The 20,325-nt window shown below is 68.8% G+C and carries 18 protein-coding genes and 1 pseudogene; 14 read left to right on the top strand and 5 right to left on the bottom strand.

Going from position 1 to position 20,325, the window contains the following annotated elements:
- Position 1: 1 nt before the first annotated feature.
- Positions 2 to 601, bottom strand: a complete 600-nt coding sequence (locus D892_RS0120790) for a PadR family transcriptional regulator (RefSeq protein ID WP_024803094.1) — start codon at positions 599 to 601, stop codon at positions 2 to 4.
- A 221-nt stretch (positions 602 to 822) separates the two neighbouring features.
- On the opposite strand from D892_RS0120790, the pseudogene D892_RS48660 reads away from it, so the two are divergent.
- Together D892_RS48660 and D892_RS0120795 are read left to right on the top strand one after the other, a co-directional pair.
- Positions 823 to 932: pseudogene (locus tag D892_RS48660) on the top strand (LLM class flavin-dependent oxidoreductase); the annotation flags it as partial.
- Between the two features lie 245 nt (positions 933 to 1,177).
- Positions 1,178 to 1,948, top strand: coding sequence for a hotdog domain-containing protein (locus D892_RS0120795; RefSeq protein ID WP_051499818.1), 771 nt, complete (start codon positions 1,178 to 1,180; stop codon positions 1,946 to 1,948).
- A gap of 194 nt (positions 1,949 to 2,142) precedes the next feature.
- On the opposite strand, the gene D892_RS0120800 is transcribed toward D892_RS0120795, so the two are convergent.
- Positions 2,143 to 4,977 carry an FAD-binding and (Fe-S)-binding domain-containing protein gene (locus D892_RS0120800; RefSeq protein WP_024803096.1) on the bottom strand — a complete coding sequence of 945 codons (2,835 nt, stop codon included), beginning with the start codon at positions 4,975 to 4,977 and terminating at the stop codon, positions 2,143 to 2,145.
- 62 nt (positions 4,978 to 5,039) lie between these two features.
- Between D892_RS0120800 and D892_RS0120805 the strand changes: the two genes are divergently transcribed.
- Complete coding sequence (locus tag D892_RS0120805) at positions 5,040 to 5,798, top strand: GntR family transcriptional regulator (protein WP_024803097.1); 759 nt, start codon at positions 5,040 to 5,042, stop codon at positions 5,796 to 5,798.
- Here D892_RS0120805 and D892_RS0120810 read toward each other — a convergent pair.
- The gene (locus tag D892_RS0120810) at positions 5,711 to 6,913 is read right to left on the bottom strand and encodes an XdhC/CoxI family protein (protein ID WP_024803098.1); all 1,203 of its coding nucleotides are present in this window, start codon (positions 6,911 to 6,913) and stop codon (positions 5,711 to 5,713) included. The two genes, D892_RS0120805 and D892_RS0120810, sit on opposite strands and share 88 nt — an antisense overlap.
- 91 nt (positions 6,914 to 7,004) lie before the next feature.
- Here D892_RS0120810 and D892_RS0120815 point away from each other — a divergent pair, with 91 nt between their 5' ends.
- A complete protein-coding gene (locus tag D892_RS0120815; RefSeq protein WP_024803099.1) occupies positions 7,005 to 7,748 on the top strand; it encodes a GntR family transcriptional regulator in 744 nt (247 codons plus the stop codon).
- A 17-nt stretch (positions 7,749 to 7,765) separates the two neighbouring features.
- On the opposite strand, the gene D892_RS0120820 is transcribed toward D892_RS0120815, so the two are convergent.
- Positions 7,766 to 8,380, bottom strand: coding sequence for an SRPBCC family protein (locus D892_RS0120820; RefSeq protein ID WP_024803100.1), 615 nt, complete (start codon positions 8,378 to 8,380; stop codon positions 7,766 to 7,768).
- A 176-nt stretch (positions 8,381 to 8,556) separates the two neighbouring features.
- Between D892_RS0120820 and D892_RS0120825 the strand changes: the two genes are divergently transcribed.
- The 9 genes from D892_RS0120825 to D892_RS0120865 all read left to right on the top strand — a co-directional run bounded on the left by D892_RS0120825 (position 8,557) and on the right by D892_RS0120865 (position 17,047).
- A complete protein-coding gene (locus tag D892_RS0120825; protein WP_232236129.1) occupies positions 8,557 to 9,540 on the top strand; it encodes an LLM class flavin-dependent oxidoreductase in 984 nt (327 codons plus the stop codon).
- Between the two features lie 116 nt (positions 9,541 to 9,656).
- Positions 9,657 to 9,869: a hypothetical protein gene (locus D892_RS41715; protein ID WP_232236130.1), complete on the top strand. Its 213-nt coding sequence runs from the start codon at positions 9,657 to 9,659 to the stop codon at positions 9,867 to 9,869.
- 77 nt (positions 9,870 to 9,946) lie between these two features.
- Positions 9,947 to 10,906, top strand: coding sequence for an ABC transporter substrate-binding protein (locus D892_RS0120835; protein ID WP_232236131.1), 960 nt, complete (start codon positions 9,947 to 9,949; stop codon positions 10,904 to 10,906).
- 20 nt (positions 10,907 to 10,926) lie between these two features.
- Positions 10,927 to 11,727, top strand: coding sequence for an ABC transporter ATP-binding protein (locus tag D892_RS0120840; RefSeq protein WP_024803103.1), 801 nt, complete (start codon positions 10,927 to 10,929; stop codon positions 11,725 to 11,727).
- Positions 11,724 to 12,575: an ABC transporter permease gene (locus D892_RS0120845; RefSeq protein WP_024803104.1), complete on the top strand. Its 852-nt coding sequence runs from the start codon at positions 11,724 to 11,726 to the stop codon at positions 12,573 to 12,575. The genes D892_RS0120840 and D892_RS0120845 overlap by 4 nt, the downstream gene beginning before the upstream one ends.
- Entirely contained in the window at positions 12,572 to 13,354 is a 783-nt protein-coding gene (locus D892_RS0120850; protein WP_024803105.1) for an ABC transporter permease, read from the top strand. Before D892_RS0120845 ends, D892_RS0120850 begins: the two co-directional genes overlap by 4 nt.
- A complete protein-coding gene (locus D892_RS0120855) occupies positions 13,351 to 15,681 on the top strand; it encodes a xanthine dehydrogenase family protein molybdopterin-binding subunit (RefSeq protein ID WP_024803106.1) in 2,331 nt (776 codons plus the stop codon). The genes D892_RS0120850 and D892_RS0120855 overlap by 4 nt, the downstream gene beginning before the upstream one ends.
- Positions 15,678 to 16,550 (top strand): xanthine dehydrogenase family protein subunit M, encoded by an 873-nt coding sequence (locus D892_RS0120860; protein WP_024803107.1) that lies wholly within the window; start codon positions 15,678 to 15,680, stop codon positions 16,548 to 16,550. Before D892_RS0120855 ends, D892_RS0120860 begins: the two co-directional genes overlap by 4 nt.
- Entirely contained in the window at positions 16,547 to 17,047 is a 501-nt protein-coding gene (locus tag D892_RS0120865) for a (2Fe-2S)-binding protein (RefSeq protein ID WP_024803108.1), read from the top strand. Before D892_RS0120860 ends, D892_RS0120865 begins: the two co-directional genes overlap by 4 nt.
- Before the next feature lie 300 nt (positions 17,048 to 17,347).
- Here the strand turns inward: D892_RS0120865 and D892_RS0120870 are convergent, their stop codons facing one another.
- On the bottom strand, positions 17,348 to 18,760 hold the full coding sequence (locus tag D892_RS0120870; RefSeq protein WP_024803109.1) for a VOC family protein: 1,413 nt from the start codon (positions 18,758 to 18,760) through the stop codon (positions 17,348 to 17,350).
- 195 nt (positions 18,761 to 18,955) lie between these two features.
- Between D892_RS0120870 and D892_RS0120875 the strand changes: the two genes are divergently transcribed.
- On the top strand, positions 18,956 to 20,197 hold the full coding sequence (locus D892_RS0120875; protein WP_024803110.1) for an amidohydrolase family protein: 1,242 nt from the start codon (positions 18,956 to 18,958) through the stop codon (positions 20,195 to 20,197).
- The last annotated feature ends 128 nt before the right edge of the window (positions 20,198 to 20,325 follow it).

The raw sequence follows: 20,325 nt of genomic DNA on the forward strand, positions 1-20,325 counted from the left end.
ATCACCTTTCGGTAGCGGGAAGCGGATGCCGGGCTGAGGCATCCGCGCCGGTACGGGCAGTCACATCGGGGCGCAACGCCTCGAGTACCTCGTCGCACCATTCGACGAAGCCCGAGTCCAGCCGGATGCCGCCGCGCAGTACCAGGTACTGGTGCAGGGCGGTGCCGGTGAGCCGTTGCGGCGCAGGGAAATCCTTCTTCTCGATCAGCAGGTAGGCCTCGAGCCGCTGGGCGTGCCGGTCCCGGTGCCGGGCGACCTCGGCGAGCACCGCGGGGAGTTCACCGTGCGCCGCGGCACGGATCTTGACGCCGAGTTCGCTCCGCAGGGGGCCGATGTCCTCGCTGGGCTCGGCGATCCAGCGGGCCAGTTCGGCGCGACCGTCGGGGCTGACGCGGTAGACCTTCTTATCGGGCCGCCCCTCCTGCGCCACGGCCTCGCCGCGCACCCAGCCACGCTCCTCCATGCGCTTGAGGACGCGATAGATCTGCTGGTGGGTGGCCTTCCAGAAGAATCCGATCGACTTGTCGAACCGCCGCGCCAGCTCGTAACCGGAGCCGCTGCGCTCGGTCAGCGACACCAGCAACGCATGCTCGAGAGCCATGCGCCGAGATTAACTGATACTCGCCGTACTATGCAACTCGGTGCATAGTACGGAAAAAAATGTATAAATGACCGAGAAAATACCCACTGCTCTCGGTATCATCAGATCCGGTGCTCGGCACCATCTCGGATACGGGAAGGGCACCTCGCCGAGTCGCGAGGCCCGGGGGGTGCCCTTCTGCCGTTGCCCCAGTACCGATTTCAGGCACGGCCGGGTAAGAGCCCTTTGTTGTACCGCGCTCGCCGCAGGGCGTCCGGTGCTGGTTCGGGCCGGATCATCTTCTGTCGGTAAGGATTTCGCGGCTCGATGGGCCGACGCCGTCCAGCGCACCTGGGATCCCGTGCCGCGTGCCGTGGCGACGCCGGCCGCGCGGTGAATCGGCTACCGGTCGCAGGCCAGGGCTGGAGCCGGTACGGCCGGGCCTCGGTGTGCCGGCCGTGTGGTCGTTGTCACCGGGCATGCCGAACCATCCCGCGCGCCGGAGCGCTACCTTCGTAAGTGTCATTCTCTGTATCGGAGAATGAAGTTTTACCCGGTTCGGGCGCCCGAGTGGTGCCCGACGGCGGAGGGAAGACCGTGACGACGATACCGAGCAGCCTGGAGGATCGCGGCCGGATCCTGCGCGAACTGGGGTTCGCGACCCGGCGGGTGGGGGAGGAACTGCACGGGTCCGCCGAGATCACGCCCGAGATGCATGTTCCCGGTACCAGCGTGCTGCGTACCTCCGTGCTGGCTACCTGGGCCGATACGACTTCGGGTCTGTTGGCCTCGCTGGTGATGGGGCCGCGTGTGCCGGTGACGCTGGAACTCGACCTGCACCTGTATCGGCCGGCGCCCGCCTCCGGTGCGGTGCGGGCCGTCGGGCGGACGGTGAAGGTCGGCCGCTCGGTGTTCGTCGCCGAATGCGAGTTCAGCGTGGACGGCGAGCCGATCGGTTTCAGCGCAGCGTCCTTCATGGTGGCGCCGGATCCGGAGGTGCGGTTTCCCGAGGGGTTGAGCGTCGATCTCCCGCAGACGGGTGAACGGTTGCCCGTGCCGCTGGCCGAGCGGGCCGAGTGTGAGCGCGTCGCTCCGGGAACCGTGATGCTGCCGCGATCGGTGGAGGGGCTCAACGCTTCCGGCACCGTCAACGGCGGCCTGCTCGCCCTGGCCGCGGAGGAGTCCGTGCTCTCCCTCGCGCCCGGCTCCACCCTGAGCTTCCTCGGCCTGCGCTATCTGCTCGGCGCGCGTGTCGGCCCGGTCGCCGCCGAGGCTCGCCTGCACGACGGCCTGGCCCGGGTCGAGGTGCGCGACACCGGCAACGACAACCGGCTCACCACCCTCGCCACCGCGCGCATCTTCGGATAGTTTCCGTGTGTGCGTTCGCCGGGGCGAGGACCTGCCCCGGCGGTACGGCGCACGGCCCTCGGTGCCGCGTCGTTCCTACCCGAACATGTTGCCGCCGAGGTCATTTCGTGACACGCGGGGCGCCCGTGTGCGATCGTGTCGGTCGGCCGGGCACCACTCGTGCTCTGTCGGTACGCAATTCGATAGGCCCCGACCTACTCCGTGCGCCCTTGGGAGTCGAGTTCCTCCGCCAGCAGCTGGGCGAGATGCTGCCCTCGACGTTCGCTGAGATCCGCCAGCTGGGTGCGGCAGGAGTAGCCGTCGGCGAGGATCGCGGTATCCGGGGCGGCGGACGAAACCGCCGGGAGCAGTTGTTGTTCCGCGACGGCCACGGAGACCTCGTAGTGGCCTTTCTCGACGCCGAAGTTGCCTGCCAGGCCACAGCAGCCGCCGAGTCGCCGCACCTGCGCACCGGCCCGTTCGAGTAATCGAGCGTCCGGGCCCCAGCCCATCACGGAGTGGTGGTGGCAATGAGGTTGCGCGACGATCTCCCGGCCTGTCAGGTCCGGCAGTGTCCACTGCCGGTCGGTGAGCAGTTCCGCGAGGGTGCGGGTGTTCTCGGCGACCGCCGCCGCGGCGGCCGTTCCGACGAGCTCGCCGGCGTCGGATCGCAGGACGCCCGTGCACGAGGGCTCCATGCCGACGATCGGAGTGCCGGCGGGGGAGTGGGCGTGCAGCGCGTTCACGGTGCGGCCCAGGATGCGTTTCGCGGCGTCGAGTTGTCCCGTGGAGATCCAGGTGAGTCCGCAACACTGTTGTCGCTCGGTGATTTCGGGCCGATATCCGGCCGCCTCGAGCACGCGGACCGTGGCCTGCCCGACCTCGGGGGTGAAGTAGTTGGTGAAGGAGTCCACGAACAGCACGACGGGATCGCCCGCGGCGGGCCGGGTCGGCCGGGTTTCCTCGAACCAGGACCGGAATGTCTGCGTGGCGAAGGCGGGGATGGTTCGGCGTTTGTCCACCCCGGCCGCGGACAACGCGAGCGGCGCGAGGCCCGGGAGCCGCATGGCCGCATTGGCCAGATTCGGTGCCCGACCGGCGATTCGGGCCCAGCGCGGCAACCAGCCCAGGGAGTAGTGCGTCACCGGCCGGCGGCGCCTGCGGTAACTCTGGTGCAGGACTTCGGATTTGAACGCCGCCATGTCGACCCCGGTGGGACAGTCCGAGAAGCACCCCTTGCAGGACAGGCACAGGTCGAGCGCCTCGTGCACCTCCGGTGATCGCCACCCAGCGGTGACGGCGGTGCCGTTGATCATCTCCTGTAGCACCCGGGCCCGGCCGCGGGTGGAGTCCTTTTCGTCGCGGGTCGCCTGATACGACGGGCACATCACGCCGCCGGTCGCGGTGTTGTCCGCCCGGCATTTTCCGACACCGGTACAGCGGTGCACCGCCTGCGTGAAATCGCCGCCGTCGCGGTGATAGGCCAGGGCGAGGTCGCGGCGCAGGATCGGCGCGGCGGGAACCCGGAGGTCCGCGTCGACCGGGCGGGGATCGACGACGACTCCCGGATTCAGGATGTTCGCGGGATCGAAGGTGTGCTTGACGGCGGCGAACAGGCCGAGCGCATCGGCCGAATACATCAGCGGGAGAAGTTCGCTGCGGGCGCGCCCGTCGCCGTGCTCACCCGAGAGCGACCCACCGTAACTTGCGACCAATGTCGCTGCCGCGTAAAGGAATTCACGGAAGATTCCGGTTCCGCCGGGCTTGCCGAGGGGCCAGTCGATCCGGATGTGCAGGCAGCCGTCACCGAAGTGACCGTACGGTAGCGCCGCAACACCGAAATCGGCCATCAGGGCGTCGAACTCGCGCAGGTAGGCGCCCAGCCGGGCGGGCGGGACGGCGGCGTCCTCCCAGCCCGCGTGCGCGGGCAGGCCGGTCTGGCTGCGGCCGGCGAGACCCGCCCCGTCGGCTCGGATCCGCCACAGTTCGGCCGTTCTGGCGGCATCGGTGACGACGAGACTGTCTACGGCGCCGCATGTTTCGCCGAGCCGTCCGGCCCGGGCGATGACGGCGTCGAGGTCGGCGCCGACCAATTCGACGAACAGCCACGCGGCCCCGGCGGGCAGCGGGGGAACGGCGTCGGGACCACGGCGCTCCCGGACCACGTCGACGATCCGCGAGTCGATGCCCTCGCACGCGGTGGGATGGAACTCGAGCACCGCCGGCGCGGCGTCTCCGGCCGCGGCGATGTCGGGATAGCCGAGCACGGCCAGAATGCGGTGCGCGGGTTCGGTGACCAGCCGCACCGTCGCCTCCGTCGCCACGGCGAGAGTGCCCTCGCTGCCGACCAGCATGCGGGCGACATCGAATCCGTTCTCGGGCAGCAGATGCTCCAGGGCATAGCCCGAGACCTGACGGCCGAACCGCCCGAGTTCCGTTCGGATCGTGGCCAGCCCGGCACCGGTGACCTGACGCAGCCGCGTCAGCGTGGGCGACGGGGGAGCCTCGGCCGCGGTGTCGAGCCGGATCGACTCGCCGGAGCCGGTCAGCACGTGCAGCCCGGTGACATTGTCGGAGGTGCGCCCGTACCCGAGAGTCCGTGATCCGCAGGCGTTGTTGCCGATCATTCCGCCGATCGTGCAGCGGGTGAACGTCGACGGGTCCGGCCCGAAGCGCAACCCGTGCGGCGCCGCGGCGCTCTGCACCACCGCCTGGATGGTTCCCGGCTCGACGGTCGCGGTTGCCGCCTCGGGATCGACGGACAACACCCGGTTCATATGCCTGCTGAAGTCGAGAACCAGTCCCTCGCCGACGGCGTTGCCCGCCACCGAGGTTCCCCCGCCGCGGCTGGTCAGGGGCACGCCCACGCGGCGGCACACCTCGAGCGCCGCCGCCACCTCGTCGGCGTGGCGGGGACGGGCGACCACCAGCGGCAGCGATCGATACAGGGAGGCATCGGACGAGTAGGCGGCTCTGGTGGTGTCGTCGGCGAGGACATCGCTGACACCCGCCCGGTGCAGCTCGGCGGCCAGGCCCGCAGGGGAGATCATGTCCTAGCATGCTACAGATTCGTAGCATGCTAGGGGAGGGGGCGTCTTGATACGGTGAGGTCGTGGCAGACGGAACCCTCGATCTCGACCCGCTGGCTCCGGGCGAAGGCCGGCGGATGGAGCGGGCGGTGGCGGCGGTTCGCCACGCCATCGATACCGGTCGGATGGTTCCGGGCGTGAAGTACTCGGTCTACCAGCTGGCCGAGGTGCTGGGCATCTCGCGCACTCCCGTCCGCGAGGCCCTCCTCCGCCTGGAGGAGGTCGGGATCGTCAAATTCGAGGCGCGGCAGGGGTTTCGGATTCTCCTCCCCGAGCCGAAAGAGATCGCCGAGATCTTCGCCGTCCGGCTGGCCCTCGAACTGCCCGCCGCGCGCCGGGCCGCGAGCGTCGTGGACGATGCGCTGCGCGAGGCGCTGCGGCAGCAGTGCCGGCTGATGCGCGCGGCCGCGGCGGCCGGCGACGAGCACCTTTTCGCCCGGCACGACATGCTTTTTCACGATCTGATCCTGGCGGCGGCGGGTAACGAGCGGGCCAGATCCATCGTGCAGGGGCTGCGGGAGACCACCCGGCTGCTCGGCGCGTCGACCGCGGAGAAGGATCGCGGACTGCGCGACATCGAGGCCGAACATGCGCCCGTCCTCGACGGCATACTCGCCGCACGCCCCGATGCCGCGGCGGCGGCGATGTACGCGCATCTGGTCAATACCGGCAAACTGCTTGTCGCCCAAGGAGTTCACGAAGGAGCGGAGCCGAGCGCCGAGGAGATCTGGTCCGCGGTCGTCCCCGAGGGCGCGTCACAGGCGCCCCGGCCCATGCCGTAGGTCGTGGCGTGGATCGCGCCCGCGGTACTCGAGAGGGCGCGCCCGTCGCCCCCGTGGCCGAGCGCGATGATCTCGGCGGCGATGGATACCGCCGTCTCCTCCGGCGTGACCGCGCGCAGATTCAATCCGACGGGCGCCCGTAACCGGCGGATCCGCGCCTCGGTCAGGCCGGCCGCACGCAGCCGGGCGCAGCGGTCGGCGTGCGTCCGCCGGGAGCCGAGCGCGCCGACGTAGGCCGGGGACTCCGGCCAGTCCTCCGCGCTCAATGCGATTCGGAGCAAAGGGATCTCGAATTTGGCATCATGGGTCAGCGAGATCAAGACGGTCCGGCCGTCGAGACGGCCGGCGTCGCGTTCGGCCCGCAGGTAGTCGTGTGGCCACTGGACGACGACCTCGTCCGCCGCGGGGAACCGTTCGGGTGTCGCGAAGGTGGCGCGTGCGTCGCACACTGTGACGTGGTACCCCAGGAAGGAACCGATGCGTGCCAGCGCCGCCGCGAAGTCGGTCGCCCCGAAGACGAGCATGCGGGGCGGCCGGCGGCGTACCGTCACGAACACCTCGGTCGGTTCGCCGGCCGTGTCCGGTGCGGTCATGTAGCGGCGCAGCGCGGTGCCGCCGATCGACGGAAGATCGTCCACCACGCGAGCATTCAGAGCGGGGGTACCGAGAGTGCCTGTGACACTGTCGTTTCGAACGACCAACCGACGGCCGACCCGGTCGGCGGCGGGGGAACGAACAACGGTGGCGACGGTCACCGGCTCGCCGGCTTGCGCGCAGGCATCGGCGAATTCGGGAAAGATGGCGCGGTCGATGCGCTGCACGAACACCTCGATGACACCCCCGCAGGTCAGGCCCACCGCGAACGCCTCGTCTTCGGTGATCCCGAAACGCGCGATCCGGGGCTGCCCGTCGTCGATCACCCGGGTGGCGATCTCGAGGACCGCCGCCTCCACGCAACCACCCGAAACGCTTCCGACGACGGACCCCGACCGGGTCACGTACATCGTCGACCCCATCGGCATGGGTGCCGAATTCGACGTATTCACCACTGTGGCAGCGGCAATCGGCTCGCCGCGCCGCCAGCGCGGCAGAATTTCGGTGTCGACAACGTTCATTTCTTCCTCGCCCACTCGTGGGCCGGGGCAGGGAGTTCACGCACTATGATCGGATCGCATAGAATATCCATTATACGGAGAGGAGGGGCCGGTGCCCGCGGGACCGCGTTCTGAACGGAATTCGCCAGCCAGAAAGGCGGGGCAGCAGCCGGTCGAACCCCGTCCCGGATTCGTCCGCCCGAAGACCGCGCAGCAGGCCGCCGCGGATGCCCTGCGGCAGGACATCACGACGGGCAGGCTGGCGCCGGGAACCCCGATCGTGCAGGAGGTCCTGGCCGAACAGTTCGGGATGTCGCGAATCCCGGTCCGCGAGGCGCTGAAGACCCTGGCGGCCGAGGAATACGTCACCTACGAGCCGCACAGCGGATATCGCGTGGTCCAGCTCGGGTTGGCGGAGCTGACCGAGATCTTCCGGATTCGCGATCTGCTCGAGCAGGAACTGATCCGCGACGCGATGCGCGAGCCGGTCTCGCCGGAGACCGTCGATCAGATGCGCGCCATGATGGCGGATATGGAGGTGGCCGCGGCGGCGGGAGATCTGGTGGCCGTCGGCGTGGCGAATCGGCGATTCCACTTTCTCACCTTCGAGCGGAGCCGGATGTCGCGGACGAAGCGGATCGTCAACCAGCTGTGGAACACCGCGGATCCGTATCGCCCGCTCTATGCGGAGCTGATGGATCTGGAGAAGGTCAATTCCGAGCACGTCATGCTCCTGGAGGCGGTCGAGGCCGGCGATGTCGAGCGGGTGGTCGCGCTCAATCACCAGCACCGTTCGCACGCCATCGACCACCTGACGCAGATTCTCGGATCCCCTGGGGCGGAAGAGGGTTCGTAGCCGCATCGCGAATCCGGTCAGGGCCGGGCGTAGACCGCACGGCCCACCGCGAGTCCGAGTGCCGCACCCGCGAGCGTGGTGACCGCGAGGGATATGAACCGGTCCCGCCGATCCGATGTCCCGGGTGCGGCGAATGCCCTGCCCGGCGTCGCGGGGGCCGCCGATATCGCGGTCGCCGGCGCACCGGATTCCGCCGCGATCATCGCGTTCAGGCGGGTGACGAACTGCCCGATGATCCGCCCGCTCACCTGAGAGATCACCCCGGCGCCGAATTGCGCTATGCGGCCGCCCAATTCGAGGTCGGTGGTGACGGTGACCGCCGAGCCGTTCCCGTCCGCCCGCGCGTTCATCGTGATGACGACCTCCGCGGAGCCCTGGCCCTTGCGGTCGCGAGCGGATCCCCGCAGCACCATCGAGTGCTCGTCGTCGTCCCGGCTCAGCACCGTCGCCGTGCCGAGCAGCGTCAGGCCGACCGGCCCGACCTTGATGACGGCCCGGCCGTCGTAGCCGGCGCCGTCGGAGCCGTCGATCTGCGCGCCGGGGATGCACGCGGCCATCCGGGGGATATCGGTCAGCGCCGACCAGGCGGTTTCGATCGGCGCATCGACGGTGAACTCGTTGACGAGGTGCATGGGGCGGCTCCGAGATTCGGGGTGAACAGCTCTTCCGGGTGCGGCAGGTGCCGTCTACGGTAGGATTGGATCCGATATCCAGTCAATCTACGGTCGGGTGAGCGTTCGGGCGAGCGGCCCGGGTGGCTCGCTCTCGTGGCCCGCTATCGGCGAAAGGTTCGAATCGGATGTTGAGCATGGGAGTTGGTCTGTTCCCCACCGAGCCGGTCGGCGCGATGCGTGACTACGTGCTGCTGAGCGAGTCGCTGGGGTACGACAACGTCTGGTTCGGCGACTCGCAGAACATCTGGCGGGAATCGTCGACGGTCATGGGCGCCGCCGCGGTGGGGACGGAGCGGATCGTCTTCGGTACCGGCGTCACGAATGCCGTCACCCGTCACCGGTCGCTGCTGGCGTCCTCGTGGGCCACGCTGGCGGAATTCACCGGCGGCCGTGTCGCACTGGGCATCGGCACGGGCGATTCGTCGCTGCGCACGATGGGTCTCCGGCCGCTGAAGCTGGCCGCGCTGGAGGAGTCGATTCGCCAGCTGCGCTTGCTGTTTCGCGGGGAGAAGGTGGCCGAGCCGACCAGCGGCGCCGAGTATCACCTGAACTACCTGACCGAACCGGTGCACGTGCCGATCTACATCGCGGCCTCCGCGCCGAAGATTCTCCGGATGTCCGGCCGGATCGCGGACGGCGTGATCGTCCTGGTCGGGACCGAACCGCGTTTCATCGAGGCGGCGCTCGCCACCATCGAGGAGGGGGCGAAGGAGAGCGGCCGCACGCTGGACGACATCCACATCGTGCTGTGGACCCCGACGGCCATCGACCCGGACCGCACCGAGGCCCGCGACCTCGTCCGGGCGCACGTCTCGCGCGTCGCGATTCGCCCGCTGCCCGCGCAGGTCTCGCCCGACCTCGACGCCGCCATCGAACGGATCCGTCGGTCCTACGACTACTACCACCACATGGATACCGAGGCGTCGCACGCGGATCTGGTTCCCGACGAGCTGGTCGATCTCTTCGCGCTCGCGGGCACGCCGGAGGAGTGCGCACGGCGTCTGAAGGAGATCGAATCGCTTGGGGTCGATCAGGTTTCGATCGTTCCGTTCGTGCGGCCGGGGCAGAGCAGAGAGCCCACGATTCGCCGGTTCGCCGAGATCGTCGCGGGTCTGTAGCAATGCCATCCGACGATTCCCGGGAGCCGGAGGGGCCTGGATTCCCGGCGCCCGGCAGTCCGGTCCCCGGCGCCCCGCCTCGGCTGAAGCGGGCACTGACTCCGGCCGACGGTGCCGTGCGACCGGCTGGCGAGGTGGTGACGGAAGCGGCCGGGGAGCCTCCCGCGCCGATCTCGTTGCGGCAGAACACCTCCCCGGGGTGGAGCGCCACGCTCGCGGCGGCGATGTTCGGCCTGGCCGGCGGCCTGGAGCTGGCCCGCTACCTGGCCGCGCGCCATCGGCGCGGAACAACACTTTTACGTACCGGAAATCAAATTTCGTTGACCTAGGTCACACCGATTCGTAAACTGGATCCAGTATCCACTACCTGGAAGGTTTGCGAATGGCCCGCTTCCCGAAACGTGTCATGGCCGTTCTGGTAACCCTCGTGGTGGCGGGTGGGACCGCGAGTTGCGTGAACGAATCCGCCGCGCCGACCGAGAGTTCGAACTCGCTGAGAATTTCGGCGACCGGGGTCGACAGCCTGCCGTTCATGGCAATTCTGCAGGTCGGGATCAACAAGGGGTGGTTCACCGAGGAGGGCCTCGCCGTCAACATGTACTCGGGCGGCGGCGGTGGAAATACGCTCCGGGTCGTCACGAGCGGCGATGCGGATCTGGCGATCGCGGGCAACAGCTCCGTGGTATTGGCCTCGCGGCAGGTCAGTTCGAATCTGACCGTCATCGCCCCGTGGTTCCAGGTCAACGATTTCGGATGGATCGCGCCGGCCGGACGCAGCGTGCAGAATGCCACCCTGGGTTTCAGCTCGGCCGGCTCGTCCACCGAATTGCTCGTCAAGGGACTCGAACGCGATCTCGAGGTGAAATCGCAGGCCGTCGGGGCGATGGGGGACAACTGGACCGCCGCCAAGGCCGGTGAGATCACCGCGGGGTGGGCGATGGAGCCGTATATCACCGAAAAGCGGATGTCGGAGAATGCCGAGGTCCTCGTCAACAGCCGGGATGTCCTCGGCGACCTGCCCGCCGATCTGGTTGCCGTCAACAAGGACTACGCCGCCGGCAATCCCGAGAATCTGCGCATCTTCTTCCGGGTCGTGGACCGCCTGAACCACTGGGTGGTGGCCGATCCGGCCGCGGCCGCGGCGGAGATCGCTCCGCTGATCGGCGTCACCCCCGACGTCCTGGCCCGGGCGTTCGCCGCCTCGCCGGAGCTCGCCAAGGGGTATTCGCTGCGGGTGGATCCGGCGGGCCTGAAGAATCTGTCGGATCTCATGCTGGAGGCCGAGCAGATCACCGAACCTGTCGACTGGTCCACCGAACTGGATCAGCAGTATCTGCCGGTGCAAGCGCGCACGAGTTTCCAGTAGTGGATCGGAGAGTCATCCGCATGAATCAACAGGGCATCACCATGGACGGCGTATCGGTCGTCTTCGAGACGCCGGCGGGCAGTGTGACCGCCGTCGACGCGGTGACCGAGCACGTGCCGCACGGCAGTTTCGTTTCCATCGTCGGCCCCAGCGGGTGCGGCAAGTCGACATTGCTGGCGGTCGTCGCGGGGTTGCAGAAGGCGACCACCGGCGCCGTCGGTATCGGCGGTACGCCGGTCACCGGGCCGGACCCGCGAATCGGCATCGTCTTTCAGGAGGATTCGACGCTGCCGTGGCGGACCGTGGAAGAAAATGTCTGTTTCGCCATGCAGATGATCGGCATCGATAAGGCGGCCCGGCGCACCCGCGCGCGGGAGGCGATCGAACTGGTCGGGCTCACCGGGTTCGAGAAATCGTATCCGTCGATGCTGTCCGGCGGGATGCGCCAGCGGGTGGCGCTGGCACGCACCCTCGCCGTCCAGCCCGAGGTCGTTCTCATGGACGAGCCCTTCGCGGCACTCGACCAGCAGACCCGGCTTTTCCTGGGTGCCGAGGTCAGGCAGATCTGGGCGCGGACCGATCAGACTGTGGTATTCGTGACACACGACATTTCCGAGGCGATTCTGCTCTCCCAGCGGGTCTGGGTGATGTCCTATCGCCCCGGCACGATCATCGATACCGTCGATATCGATCTGCCGGACGACCGGGACGCCGGAGTGGTGTCGACTCCTCGATTCAACGAACTGCACAACCGGATCTGGAGTTCGCTGCAGGCCGAATCCAAGCGCGGGTTCACGCAGCAGGAGGCGGCAATTCGATGACCGCCTCCTTTGTCGCACAGGATGATTCGCCGGCGGAGGCGGCACCGCCGGCCGGCCGTCCGCGGCCTGCGGGCCGGCGCGGGCGGCGGATCGGCGACGGCCTGTACAGCGTCGTCGCGACCGTCGTCCTCATCGCGCTGTTCGCGGTGATCTGCGAGATCGGTGTCCGCGCCGGGCTGTGGAACGAGAGCATTCTGCCCGCGCCGTCGACGATCGTCGCGGAGCTGGGAAAGCTGGTGACGGAGGGCCAGTTCTGGACCGATGCGCGGCGAACCGGCCTCGAGGTGGCGGCGGCCATCGTCTTCGGCGGGCTCATCGGCCTCGCCGCCGGCGTGCTGTTCTGGCGGCTGCCGCTGATGGGCCGGATCTTCGAACCGTATCTCGTGTCGTTCTACGCGGTGCCGCTCGTGCTGTTCTATCCGGTGATGATCGTCGTGGTGGGTATCAACGCCATGTCGGTCATCATTCTCGCGACGATCATGGCGGCCATTCCGATGGCGCTGAACACCGCCGTCGGCCTGAAAGGTATGCCGCCGGTGTACATGAAACTGGCTCGCTCGCTGCGGACCTCGCCGCGGCAGACGCTGTTCGCCATCGCGATACCCGCCGCCGGTCCCTATATCGTCGCCGGGCTGCGGCTGGCGGTGGTCTACGCGCTGATCGGCACGATCGCGATGGAATTCACCACGGCGCAGGCCGGATTGGGATATCGCGTGCGTTACCTGTACGAAATCTTCGACAACACAGGGATGTTCGCCTACATCGCCGTGGTGCTGATTCTGTCGTGCGTCCTCACCGTGATCCTGGCCCTGGTCGAGCGCGCGCTGACGCGAGGGAGGACCCGATGACGACCACTGCACCGGCGCCGCGGTATCCGTCGTCCACGAGGAGTCGCCTACGGGCGCTGGCCGAGAACCAGTTCGTCGGATCGCTCGCCCTGGCCGTGCTCCTGGTACTGCTGTGGCAGGTGGCCTCCGGGCTCACCTTCGTGATTCCCTCACCGGCGGAAACGATTTCCGTTCTGGCCGACAACATCACCGACCCCGGCTACATCTTCGATGTGCGGGTGACGGCTCAGAATGTGTTCTTCGCCTTCGTCATCGGCACCGCCGTCGGCGGCGTCCTGGGTCTGCTCCTCGGGCTGTCGGAGTGGCTGCGGCGCACCTTCGAGCCGCTGATCATCATGCTCAACGGAATTCCGAAGATCGTGCTGTACCCGGTGCTGCTGCCGATTTTCAGCCTGGTCGGGTCGAAGATCGTCATGGGTGTGTTGTTCGCGCTGTTCCCGGTGCTGATCAACGTGTCGACGGGGGTGCGGGAAATTCCCCGGGTCTACTGGAAACTGGCCGAATCCGTGCAGGCCGACGCGTGGCAGAAGCTGGTGTACCTCATCGCGCCCGCCATTCGCCGGCCGTTGCTCACCGGCATCCGCCTGGCGGTCAGCCTGGCCGTCGTCGGTGTGGTGCTGTCGGAGTTCTTCGCCACCCGGCGAGGACTCGGCCGGGTGGTTCTACAGGCGTACAGCCACGGCGACTACGCGTCGATGGTCGCGACACTCGTGCTCCTGATCACCGTCTCCTTCACCCTGTCGATCGCATTGTGGCAGTGGGAGAAGCGAATTCAGTGACCAGTACCGATTCTTCACGGGAATACATCGGCGTCTCGGTGCCGCGCCGCGAGGACGATCGCCTGCTGCGGGGGCAGGGGCGTTTCCTCGCCGACCTCGCGGCGGGAGCGCACCACGTCGTATTCGTCCGCTCGACCGAGGCGCATGCGCGCATCGACCGGATCGATGCGTCGGCGGCGGAGCGGCTGCCGGGCGTGCTCGGTATCTTCGGCGCCGCCGACCTCGGCATCGACGGAACGCCGATTCCGCTGTTGACCCGCCCGGACGCGGATTTCGACGCGGCGACCTCCTGCGTCCTGGCCGAGCAGCGACTGCCCATCCTGGCCGGCGATCGCGTGCACTACGTGGGTCAGCCGATCGCCGTCGTCGTCGCCGAGGACCGATACCGGGCCGAGGACGCGCTCGAGGCGGTCGCGGTGGAGTATTCGCCGTTGCCGGTGGTGACCGATCCGGTGGCCGCCCTCGAACCGGACAGTCCCGTTCTCTTCGATCATCTGGCGACGAATGAGGCGGCACGGCTGGGCTTCTCGTTCGGCGGAGTGGATGCGGCGCGCGAGTCGGCGCACCGTGTGGTCGAGGGAACCTACCGGATGGACCGGCACGGCGCGGTGCCGCTGGAGTGCAGAGGCGTTCTCGCACAGGTCGATTCCCGGCGCGGGCAGGTCGACGTCGTCACCTCCACACAGGTCCCGCACATGGTGCGCAAGGCGATCTGCGGCGTGACGGGATGGGATCCCCAGGAGGTCAAGGTCGCCGTTCCGGACGTCGGCGGCGGGTTCGGGACGAAGGCCAACGTCTACGGCGAGGAGATCGTGCTCGCGATCCTGGCCCGGCTGACCGGCCACCGGCTGATCTGGGTCGAAGATCGCCAGGAGCACCTCGCGGCCAGTGCGCAGGGTCGCGACCAGCTGCACCGCACGCGGCTCTCGGTGGCCGAGGACGGGACGATCCTCGCGTGGGAGGACGACTTCGTCGTGGACATCGGGGCCGGAAGTCTCTGGGTCGCAGGGATTGTCGCCAATACCGCCATTCATCTGCTCGGTCCCTACCGGATGCCGGCCGCGCGCATCGCCGGCCGCGCGGTGCTGACCAACAAGACACTGGTCGCCCAGTATCGCGGTGCCGGGCGCCCGGAGGCCGCCTTCGCCTTGGAACGCAGCCTGGACGCGGCCGCCGCCGAGCTGGGCCTGACACCTGCCGAGATCCGCCGGCGAAACCTGCTCACCGCGGCGGATATGCCCTACCCGCGGCCGATTCCCTATCGCGACGGCGTGCCGATCGTCTACGACGGCGCCGACTACCGGGCCTGCCTGGACTCGGTCGCCGAGACCCTGCCTCCGGAACGCGTCGCACGGTATGCCGCCGAACATCCGGACCTCCGCATCGGATACGGGCTGGGCTGTTATCTCGAGGCCACCGGGCGGGGGCCGCACGAGACCGCCCGCATCCGCGTGCTGCCGAACGGCCACTTCGAGGTCACCGCCGGCGCGGCGAGCGCCGGGCAGGGGCACGAGACGGTGTTCGCGCAGGTCGCCGCCGATGCGCTGGGCGTTCCGCTGGATACCGTGCACTACGTCGTCTCCGACACCGAGCGGCTGCCCGAAGGGGTGGGCACGTTCGCCAGCCGCTCGGCGATTCTGTCCGGTTCGGCCATCCACCAGGCGTCGCGGGACCTCGTCGAACTCGCGGCGGAGCGGGCCCACCGGCTGCTGGCCGACGGCCCGGTGAGCTACGAGGCCGGGCGTTTCACCGCCTCCGATCGCTCCGTCGACTGGCGCGGGCTCGCGGCCGCGCAGTCGGTCGGCGGGGACGGGGAGGGCGGCCGTGCCATGGACGTCACCGCCGTCTTCCGGCCGCGGACCGTGACATGGACGATGGGGGCGCATGCGGTGGTTCTCGGGGTGCATCGCCGGACCGGGATGGTCCGGATCCTGGAGTACGCCGTCTCGCACGAGGGCGGGCGCGAGATCAACCCGAAGATCGTCGAGGGCCAGGTCGTCGGTGGCGTGGCGCAGGGTGTGGGCGGGGCGCTGTTCGAGCGGTGGGGGTACTCCGACACCGGCAACCCGCTGTCGACCACGTTTGCGGCATACCATCTTCCGCTGTCCACCGATATGCCCCGGGTCACGGTCAACCACCTGCACGTCGATACGCCCGTCAACCCGATCGGGGTGCGCGGAGCGGGGGAGAGCGGGACCATCGCCGTCTACGCGGCGGTCGCCGCCGGCGTCGACGATGCGCTCGGCGGCGGCTTCCACGTGACCCGGACCCCGATCGATACCGGAGCGCTGTGCCGGGCATCGGCCGGAGCGGAGGTGCCGCGGTGAAGCCCGCCGAATTCGCCTATCACAGACCGGATTCGGTGGCCGAGGCGCTGGCGCTGCTGGCCGAGGATCCGGATGCCAAGCTGCTGGCCGGCGGCCAATCGCTGCTGACGCTGATGAATCTCCGCCTGGCCCGGCCCAGCGCGGTGATCGATATCGGCCGGTTGGGCGAACTCACCCGGATCTTCGACGACACCGACGACCTGATCCTCGGTGCTCTCGTCACCCACCGCACGGTCGAAACCGATCCCCTGATCGCCACGCGCACACCGCTTCTCGCGAATGCGGCGCGATACATCGGCCATATCGGCATCCGGAACCGGGGCACCCTCGGCGGCTCGATCGCGCACGCCGACCCGGCCGCGGAGATGCCGCTGGCCGCCGTCGCTCTCGGCGCCACCTGCCACGTCGAATCCGCGGTCACCGGTCGTCGCGAGGTGGCCGCCGAGGAGATGTTCGAGTCGTTCTACACGAACTCCCTGCACCCGCACGAGATGATCACCTGGATCTCGGTTCCCGCGATCGCGCCCGAACAGGGCTGGGGCTTCGTGGAATACGCCCATCAGCACGGCGACTACGGGATGGCGGGCGCCGGCGTGCTGCTCGGTCTCGATCCGGAGCGCCGCATCGCCTCCCTGCGGGCGGCGGTTCTGAACGCGGCCGATCGGCCGTTACTGTTCCTCGGCGAGGACGTGATCGGCGAACGGCCGGGACCGGACCTGTGGCGAGATCTCGCCGAGCGGTGGGCGTCCCGGACCGAACCGTCGTCCGAGGACCCCGGCTATTCCCGCCGGCTGTGCGCGGCCGCCCTGGCCGAGGCGCTGACCGCCGCCGAACGCCGCATCGAGCGAGGAACAGGAGCAATCGGATGACCGGCGAGAATTCCCCGGGCGCCGCGGCGGTGCCCCTCGTGGTGACGATCAACGGACGCCGTTGTGAGCGAACGGTTCCCGCGCGCATGACGCTGGCCGACTTTCTGCGCGACGAACTCGGCCTGACCGGTACCCATCTCGGCTGCGAGCACGGCGTGTGCGGTGCGTGTGCGGTGTTCATCGATGGGCGCAGCGCCCGGGCCTGCCTGACGCTGGCCGCGCAGGTGGATCGATGCGACGTGGTCACCGTCGAGGGCCTGGACCGGTTCGAGGAAACCGGGCGGCTGCGGCGGTGCTTCTCGGAGCGGCGCGGGCTGCAATGCGGCTTCTGCACACCCGGATTCCTCGTGACCTCGGTGGAACTGTTACGCGACCCCGACCGCGAGAAGCCGCTGACCGAGGACACGGTACGGGAGGCGATATCGGGAAATATCTGCCGCTGCACCGGATATCAGGGCATCGTGGACGCGGTCCTGGACGCCGATACGTCGGAGTAGTACCGCAACCCCGCCCCCCGCCCCCGTCATTCGGGCGTGCTGCCTCTCGGTCATTCGGGTGTGTTGTCTCTCCGTTGTTCCGGCGTGCTTGTGGCCGGAATTCACAAGTACCGCAATGGTTCCCGGCCAAAAGCGTGCCGGGATGATGTGGCAAGGGCGTGCTGGGATGACGAGGCAGGCGCGTGCCGGGATGACGTGGCAGGGGCGTGCTGGGGCGGATGACGGGGCGAGGGCGTGCCAGGAGGGCGAGAAATGGGTGACGTCAGCTGCTGGAGCATCAGTGGTCGTCAGGCCGTCCGGTCAGCGGGAATCCTTCGTGAGTGTGATGGGCGCGGAGAGCCCGAGCTGCCGGGCGACCCGGTCCAGGCTCGCCTGGCGCTGGGCGGCGTAGAGGTCGTAGGGGTCGGCGACCGGGCGGCCGAGGATCTCGGACAGCCACTCGGGGCTGCGGTCCGATCCGTCCCGGGACGTGTCCTTGTGGCCCTCGGAGGTGAGGTTCGACTGGAAGATGCCGGCCGCCGAGCGCGGCAGGAAATCCTCGTACACGATCGGCTGGGGAGTCACCCAGCCGTCGCGAACGAGTTGGGCCAGATCGGTGCCGGGCCGGCCGGTGCTCGGTGGTTCGGCCGCGACGGTGAAGGTGAAATAGGCGAGATCCCGCAGCGCGAGTTCGTCTTCGCTCGCCGGCAGGTCGGCGGACCAGACCTCGGCCGCCACCTCCTGCCTGGTGCGTCCGGGCCGGTCGGCAAGGCGCGCATCGACTTTCGCGATCATCCGGTCGTAGAGGTCGCGGCCGGCCGGTGTCAGTGCGACTCCCCGGGCCTCGACCTCGCCGAACCTGAGGCGGAGCGAGCCGGTGAAGACGCTGCCGTCGGCGGCGCGGAACTTGCGCGGTTCGGCCAGCGCCCGGAAGGACGTCTGGCGCAGCAGCACATCGGGTCCGGCCCAGCGGGGCGGGCCCTGAATCTCGTCGATCATCGTGATGCCCCGCGCCTCCATCCGGCGGTAGAGCTCATCGATATCGAGCACCCGAGGGGTCAGATGGTTGATGTGCGTGCTCGTGACGCCACCGATGTCGGCCGCCACGGACGAGATCTCGTCCAGCGTCCGGTACCACTCGTGATCCACCGGATCGCCGGACAGTTCGAAGGCGGCCGTCGCGAGCCGGACGTAGCGGTCGGCCTGCGCGCGGGGGAGGCCCCCGCCGTCCTGGGCCAACACCGCGAGTTCCAGCAGCTCCTCCCCGAACAGCTCGCGGTCGTCGAGGAATCGGCTCAGCTCCGCGGTGATCTCCGGCGCGAAGAACCGCGGATCGTCGATGACCAGCAGCGACGTGAACACGCGAAAAGGGTTGAGCGCCAGCTCTTCCGGAGCGACCGGCCGGAAGGCGGTCGAGACGACGGGGACGGCGCTGGTGGCCGCCTCACGCAGATCGTAGAAGCCGACCGGTGTCATGCCGAATCCGGCGAAGATCGTCGCCACCCGGCGCATCTCCCGAGGGGTGCCGACTCGGATCGCGCCGTGCCGTTCCGCCGCGACCCGGCCGGCGTCGCCCAAGCGCTCGGCGTCGGCGCCGTCGCGGCCGAGCACGTCCCCGTTGACCTCGGTGGCGACCTCGAGCAGGTCGTTGTAGGCGGGGACCTCGGTGCCGTACATCGCCGACAGTGCGCGGGCGAACTCCGCTCGGAGTTCCCACGAAGGGACCAGGGACATGGCGCATCTCCTCTGCGATGGGGCGAACGGTGATCCGGCGACGTCTCCGGTGACGGGATCCGCGCCGGCCTGCCGCGGCGCGCGGCTGCCCTGACACCGGTCTGCCGCAGTGACGGTCTCCCGCTGTGATGGTCTGCCGCAGCACTGAATGTGGAGTAGTGTATACAAAATCCAATATACCTGAAAGGGGAAGCCGTGACCGTACTTCTCGTGGAAGACATCGGTCTGCTGGTGCAGGGACTCGGTGACCAGGTGCCGTTGCGGAACACCTCGATGGTTGTCGAGGACGGGGTGATCACCGACATCGGCGTCGATCACCCCGCGCCCGACCGGGTCCTGTCGGCAGGCGGCCTGACGGTGCTGCCGGGGCTGGTCGACGGGCACGTGCATCCCACGTTCGGGGAATGGACACCGGCGCAGAACTCGGTCGGATGGATACACAACTATTTGCACGGCGGGACCACCTCGATGGTGTCCGCGGGCGAACTCCACATTCCCGGACTGGATTTCACCGCGCTCACCCCGGAACTGGTGCTGAGCATCGCGATCACCTCCCGGCACACCACCGCTCGCATGCGGCCGTCGGGCGTGAAGGTGAACGCCGGAACGGTGCTGCTGGTGCCCGGCATGTCCGAGGAGCATTTCGACCGGGCGGCCCGGGAAGGGATCGACCAGCTCAAGTTCATCTTCTACGACTGGAATCGGCTCGGCGACGGCGAAGCCCAGCGCTATGTCCGGTGGGCGCACGAGCGCGGGATGACCGTGAAGATGCACTCCGGCGGCGTCTCGCGGTCGGGATCGAGCCGGGTGGCGGGCCGGGACATCGCGGTCGCGGTCGCCCCGGACATCATCGGCCACCTGTCGGGCGGGCCGATTCCCGCGCCCGACGGCGACCTCCTCGCGATCATCCGGGACCTGCCCTCGGCACAGCTCGAGGTGTGCAGTTCGATGAATTTCCGGGCCACGAAACTCGTCGTCGACGAACTCGCCGCCCGGGGAGAACTCGGGCGGTTGACGCTGGGGACGGACACCCCCGGCGGCACCGGCGTGATTCCGCGGGGAATGCTGCGGAATATCTGCTATCTCGCGTCGATGTGCGGTGTCGATCCCGTGGCGGCCGTCGCAGCCGGCACCGGGCAGACCGCCGCGGCGCACGGTCTGGACGGCGGCGTGCTGGCGGTCGGGAAACCGGCGGACTTCCTCGTCCTCGGCCCCATCACGGGGTCGACGGCCCAGGACGGGCTCGAATGCTTCGCCCTGGGCGACCTGCCCGGCATCGCCACGGTGGTCGTCGACGGTGTGCCGCTGGTCGAGCGTCGCAGCGAGCAGACCCCGCCCCCGAGCCGGGCGGTCGAATGGCGCGGCGACACCCGGTCACCGGTGAACACCGCCCCGAGCCGGAAGGCGCCCGCGCCACACCATGACGGATGCTGCTGAACGGTCGCGGCCGAAGATCCAACGCGCACAGCGGGTCTCCGGTATCCGGTAGGCAACACCGGCCGCCGGTCCCGTACCGACCGACTTCCACAACCACCGCATCCGCAATGGCCGACGACTGTTCTACA

Origin of the sequence: Nocardia sp. BMG51109, from assembly GCF_000526215.1 — a bacterium.
Taxonomy (GTDB): Bacteria; Actinomycetota; Actinomycetes; order Mycobacteriales; family Mycobacteriaceae; genus Nocardia.

Excerpts from the sequence above, each read along its gene's own strand:
- D892_RS0120820 (WP_024803100.1), bottom strand. The coding sequence starts at position 8,380 with ATGCACCTCGTCAACGAGTTCACCGTCGATGCGCCGATCGAAACCGCC.
- D892_RS0120840 (WP_024803103.1), top strand. The coding sequence starts at position 10,927 with ATGAATCAACAGGGCATCACCATGGACGGCGTATCGGTCGTCTTCGAG.
- D892_RS0120845 (WP_024803104.1), top strand. The coding sequence starts at position 11,724 with ATGACCGCCTCCTTTGTCGCACAGGATGATTCGCCGGCGGAGGCGGCA.
- D892_RS0120825 (WP_232236129.1), top strand. The coding sequence starts at position 8,557 with ATGGGAGTTGGTCTGTTCCCCACCGAGCCGGTCGGCGCGATGCGTGAC.
- D892_RS0120790 (WP_024803094.1), bottom strand. The coding sequence starts at position 601 with ATGGCTCTCGAGCATGCGTTGCTGGTGTCGCTGACCGAGCGCAGCGGC.
- D892_RS0120850 (WP_024803105.1), top strand. The coding sequence starts at position 12,572 with ATGACGACCACTGCACCGGCGCCGCGGTATCCGTCGTCCACGAGGAGT.
- D892_RS0120835 (WP_232236131.1), top strand. The coding sequence starts at position 9,947 with ATGGCCGTTCTGGTAACCCTCGTGGTGGCGGGTGGGACCGCGAGTTGC.
- D892_RS0120800 (WP_024803096.1), bottom strand. The coding sequence starts at position 4,977 with ATGATCTCCCCTGCGGGCCTGGCCGCCGAGCTGCACCGGGCGGGTGTC.
- D892_RS0120865 (WP_024803108.1), top strand. The coding sequence starts at position 16,547 with ATGACCGGCGAGAATTCCCCGGGCGCCGCGGCGGTGCCCCTCGTGGTG.
- D892_RS0120810 (WP_024803098.1), bottom strand. The coding sequence starts at position 6,913 with ATGAACGTTGTCGACACCGAAATTCTGCCGCGCTGGCGGCGCGGCGAG.
- D892_RS0120870 (WP_024803109.1), bottom strand. The coding sequence starts at position 18,760 with ATGTCCCTGGTCCCTTCGTGGGAACTCCGAGCGGAGTTCGCCCGCGCA.